Here is a 4,792-nt window from a genome sequence, read left to right as displayed (position 1 = left end):
AGGCAGTTTTGGGGGAGGGGCTGGGGGAGGGGGCACCCCCCAGCACCACAACAGCTTACCCGCCCTCGATCAATCCCCCGGCCGTTCCAGCCCTTCCCACAGCCCCTGCAGGTACGCCGCGCCGAGCGCACGGTCGTACAGGCCGTAGCCGGGGCGTCCCTGCTCGCCCCAGATCATGCGGCCGTGGTCGGGGCGCATGGGGCCGTCGAAGCCCGTGTCGCGCAGCGCCTTGAGCACACTGTGCATGTCCACGCTGCCGAAGGCGCTGGGGTGCGGCGCCTCGTGGAACGCGCGCTCGCCGGTGACCCGCACGTTGCGGCAGTGCACAAAGTGGATCCGCCCGCGCCCCCCCAGCCGCCGCGCGATGGCCGGCAGGTCGTTCGCCGGGTCCGCCCCGAGCGAGCCGGTGCAGAACGTCACGCCGTTCGCCGGGCTTTCGACCAGGTCGACCAGCCGCTCCAGCGCCGCGCCGCCCGTGATGATGCGCGGCAGCCCGAAGATGGGCCACGGCGGATCATCCGGATGGATCGCCATCTTCACCCCGGCCTCCTCCGCCACGGGCGCGACGCGCTCCAGGAAGTAGGCGAGGTTCTCCCAAAGCCGCTCTTCATCCACCGACTCGTAGGCCTCGAAGAGGGCGGCGAGCTGCGCCGCGTCGTACGCCGCCGCCCAGCCGGGAAGGTCGCCGGTGCCGCGGGAGAGGTCGATGCGCGAGAGGGCCGCGTGGTCGTACGCCAATGCCGTGGAGCCGTCGGGCAGCGGCATGGCCAGGCTGGTGCGCGTCCAGTCGAACACGGGCATGAAGTTGTAGCAGAGCACGGGGATGCCCGCCTCGCCCATCGCCTGCACGCTGCGGCAGTACGCGTCGATCAGCGCGTCGCGCGTCGGCCGCCCCAGCTTCACGTCCTCGTGCACGGGGATGCTTTCGACCACGGCGAACCGCATCCCCGCCGCCTCGATTCGCTCGCGGAGGCGCAGCAGCTCGTCCAGCGGCCACGCATCTCCCACGGCGACGTCGTAGAGCGCGCTGACGATGCCGGTGACGCCGGGGACCTGGCGGATGTTCGCCAGGGTGACGGGATCGTCCTCGCCGTACCAGCGGAAGGTCATCTGCATCGCCGTCTCCCTACGCGGCCTGCGCGGCGCCGGCGAGGTGCGCCTCGAGCGCGGCCGGGACGCCGTCGGACAGCATGGACTGGAGATGCGTGGCGACCGCGTCCGCGAAGCCGGGGACGGCGGCGAGCTCCGCGCCCCACAGCGCTTCGTCGGACACGACGGATTGGACGAGGGATGCGACGGCTTCGGCGGAATCCGCATCTACCGAAAGCCACGCATCTCGCACCTTTGCACCCTGGTCGTCCGCGGGAACGTTGAGGCCGGCGCGCTGCCGATCGGCCTGCATGTCGCCGCGCATGTAGAGCAGGTACGCCGCGAAGCCGAACGCCAGCGACTGCGGCACGCGCCCCGCCTTCTCAGCGTAGCGAACGACGGAGGGGACGATGCGGACGCGGACCTTCATGGTCTGCTGGAGCGTGATGTCCACCAGGGCGTGGCGGATGAACGGGTTCGCGAAGCGGTCCAGCACCTCCTGCGCGAAGACCTCCGCGCCCGGCGCGTCCAGGCTGGGGACGATCTCCTCCAGCATCGCGCGGCTCAGGAAGGGCCCCACCAGCTCGTGCTCCACCGCGTCCAGCACCGTCTCGCAGCCGCAGAGCAGCGCGGCCGGCGTCGTCACGGTGTGCGAGCCGTTCAGCAGCCGCACCTTCCGCTCGCGGTACGGCGACACGTCGGCGGCGACGATGATGCGCGGGTCCGCGGCCGGAAAGCGCAGCCGCTCCGCCAGCGCCCCATCGCCCTGGATGGCGAAGAGGCGGTAGACCTCGCACGACGTGAGCAGCGCGTCGCGGTAGCCCAGCAGCGCGTCCGTCTCCATCTGCACCTCGGGCGACGGCGCGCCGGGGACGATGCGGTCCACCAGCGTGTTGCAGAATGGCACGGCGGATTCGATCCAGCGCGCGAACTCCGCCCCGAAGCCCCAGCGCTCGCCGAGCTGGAGCACGATGGCGCGCAGCCGGTCGCCGTTGTCGTCGATCAACTCGCACGGGACCACGACCACGCCGCGCGCCTCGTTCCACGCGAAGGCGCGGCCGCGCTCGTACAGGAAGCGCGCGAGTTTGCCGGGGAAGGAGCGCGGTGGACTCATCTCCGCCTCGTCTCCCTCGTCGAGGGCGATGCCGACTTCCGTGGTGTTCGAGAAGACGACCTCAAGCTCGGGGCTGCGCGCCACCTCCAGCACCGCCGTCCACTCGCCGCGGGCGGAGAGCGCGCGGCTGACGGAGCCGACGACGCGGTGCTCCCGGCGCACTTCCCCGCCCTCCACGCCCTGGATGGCGAGCGTGTAGAGGCCGTCCTGCTCGTTCAGCACGCCGTCGCGCCCGCTGCCCGTGCTGCCCACCATCACCACCCGCCCGCCGAAGCGGCCCTGCCGGTTCGCCTCGTCGATGAAGTAGTCCACGAAACCGCGCAGGAAGGCGCCGGTGCCGAACTGCACGGCGCGCTCGGGCAGCGACAGAAGCTCGGGTGCGGGCACGGACACGTCGGTGCGCGCCTGGAACGCGGGCGAGCACACCAGCTCGCGCGAGAGGGCGGGAAGAGACGGCATCTATCTTCTGGAGATGTCGCGCATCCGCGGGACGCGGACGGCGTGGAATTCGAGAGAGGACGAGCGGCCGACGGCTACGCAGCGGGTTCGGGCGGCGAGACCGGATCCGCGAATTTCGGTGCACGCGGCACCGCCCTGGCGGGTAAACCCGCGGGCTACGGCGGCACGAAGCCCACCTGCGTGGGCTGCTGCGGCAGCATCCCCGGTTCCGTATCCCCGCTCACGGCCGAAGGCCGATTCACACGAGGACGTCACAGCGTCACGCCTTCCTTCCAGATGGCGATCTCGCGGTAGCCGTTCTTCTCGTTGTTCGTGAGCTCGCGCCCGCTGGCGACGTCCAGGACGCGGGCGAACAGCTCGTCCGCCAGGCCGTCCAGCGTGGCGTCGCCGTCCAGCAGCGCGCCGGCGTTGAAGTCGATCCAGTGCGGCTTCTTCTCCGCGATGGCGCTGTTGGACGAGACCTTCATCGTCGGCACCGGGAAGCCGAGCGGCGTCCCCCGGCCGGTGGTGAAGAGAAGCACCGTGGCACCGCTCGCCACCATCGCGGTGCACGACACGCCGTCGTTGCCCGGCGCTTCAAGCAGCGACAGGCCTCCCGGCGCGGCGGGCTGGCCGTAGCGCAGCACGCGGCTCACCGTGGCGCGGCCGCCCTTCTGGATCGCGCCCAGCGACTTCTCCTCCAGCGTGGTCAGCCCGCCCGCCTTGTTGCCCGGCGACGGGTTCTCGTAGATGGGTTGCCCGTGGCGGATGAAGTAGTCCTTGAAGTCGTTCACCATGCTCACGACGCCGCCGAACACTTCCTCGCTGGCCGCGCGGTTCATCAGCACCTGCTCGGCGCCGAACATCTCCGGCACCTCGGTGAGGATCACGCCGCCGCCCAGCCCCGTCAACTTGTCCGCCACGCGGCCCACGAGCGGGTTCGCGGTGATGCCGCTGAAGCCGTCGGAGCCGCCGCACTTGTTGCCGATCACCAGCTCGCTCGCGGGCACCTCCACGCGACGGTCACCTTCCATCGCGGCCACCAGCTCGCCGACGAGGTCCACGCCTTCCTCGACCTCGTCCACCACGTCCTGCGTGTTGAAGAAGCGCAGGCGATTGCGGTCCACGTCGGGCGCCTGGGCGAGCAGCTCGTCCATCTGGTTGTTCTCGCAGCCGAGCCCGAGGACCAGCACGCCGCCCGCGTTGGGGTGGCGGATGAGGCCGGCCAGCACGGCGCGCGTGTTCTGCAGGTCGTCGCCGAGCTGGCTGCATCCGTACGGGTGCGAGAAGGAGTGCACGCCGTCCACCCGCCCCGCGTACCGCTCCGCCGCCGCCCGCGCGATGCGGTCCGCGGCGGTGTTCACGCAGCCGACCGTGTTGACGATCCACACCTCGTTGCGCGTCCCCACGCGGCCGTCGGAACGCCGATAGCCCATGAACGTGGGCATGGCGGAGACGGCTGGCGACGGCTGCGCGACCGGCGCATACGAGTAGTCGAGCACGCCTTCCAGGTGCGTCTTCAGGTTGTGGGAGTGGACCCACACGCCCTGCTCCACGTCCGCCGTCGTCAAGCCGATGGGAAAGCCGTACTTCACCACGGTCTCGCCCGCGCGGAGGGGCGCGAGCGCGACCTTGTGGCCCGCGCCCACGTCCTCGCGCAGGACGACGGTGCTGCCCGCCACTTCGATCTCGGCGCCCGCGGGCAGCGCGGCGACGAGGACGGCTACGTTGTCGGTCGGGTGCACCTGCACCGCCAGCGGCTTCGCCATCAGCGGCCTCCGTGGATCGGGAAGATGCGCATCGGTCAGTCCGCGCCCGCGCCGGCGGTCGCGCGCCCCGCCTGCCGCGCATCGGCGGAGGCGCCGTCGGGCGACGCGTTCCGGGCGGCCGGCGAGGGGGCGGAGCGCGCCGCATCTACCGCATCTCCCGAAGGCTGGTCGAAGCGGTAGGTCTTGCGGGCCAGGTCGTAGGCCAGCGCGCGCGCCATGGGCCGCGCATCTTCCATGTCGATCACGTGGCGGGCGACCAGGCCGCCCAGGAAGTTGGCGTCCACGCGGCGCGACAGGTCGTGGCGCGCCGGGATGGAGCAGAAGGCGCGCGTGTCGTCGTTGAAGCCGGCGGTGTTGTAGATGCCCGCCGTCTCCGACACCT

The 4,792-nt window shown here is 71.4% G+C and carries 4 protein-coding genes; all 4 read right to left on the bottom strand.

Going from position 1 to position 4,792, the window contains the following annotated elements; all coding sequences use genetic code 11:
- Positions 1–69 precede the first annotated feature (69 nt).
- The gene (uxuA, locus tag VFE05_14515) at positions 70–1,116 is read right to left on the bottom strand and encodes a mannonate dehydratase (GenBank protein HET6231282.1); all 1,047 of its coding nucleotides are present in this window, start codon (positions 1,114–1,116) and stop codon (positions 70–72) included.
- Between the two features lie 10 nt (positions 1,117–1,126).
- Positions 1,127–2,662 (bottom strand): tagaturonate reductase, encoded by a 1,536-nt coding sequence (locus tag VFE05_14510; GenBank protein HET6231281.1) that lies wholly within the window; start codon positions 2,660–2,662, stop codon positions 1,127–1,129.
- A 251-nt stretch (positions 2,663–2,913) separates the two neighbouring features.
- On the bottom strand, positions 2,914–4,410 hold the full coding sequence (locus VFE05_14505) for an altronate dehydratase family protein (GenBank protein HET6231280.1): 1,497 nt from the start codon (positions 4,408–4,410) through the stop codon (positions 2,914–2,916).
- 35 nt (positions 4,411–4,445) lie between these two features.
- Positions 4,446–4,792: hypothetical protein (locus VFE05_14500; protein HET6231279.1), on the bottom strand; the 347-nt coding region annotated here is incomplete at its 5' end.

The sequence above is a fragment of the Longimicrobiaceae bacterium genome (assembly GCA_035696245.1).
Taxonomy (GTDB): domain Bacteria; phylum Gemmatimonadota; class Gemmatimonadetes; order Longimicrobiales; family Longimicrobiaceae; genus DASRQW01.
Note: the sequence above shows the minus strand (reverse complement) of the source record. Positions and strands in the feature narration are given on the sequence as shown.

Bases quoted from the DNA above. Each gene is read 5' to 3' on its own strand.
- VFE05_14505 (HET6231280.1), bottom strand. From the start codon at position 4,410: ATGGCGAAGCCGCTGGCGGTGCAGGTGCACCCGACCGACAACGTAGCC.
- VFE05_14510 (HET6231281.1), bottom strand. From the start codon at position 2,662: ATGCCGTCTCTTCCCGCCCTCTCGCGCGAGCTGGTGTGCTCGCCCGCG.
- uxuA (HET6231282.1), bottom strand. From the start codon at position 1,116: ATGCAGATGACCTTCCGCTGGTACGGCGAGGACGATCCCGTCACCCTG.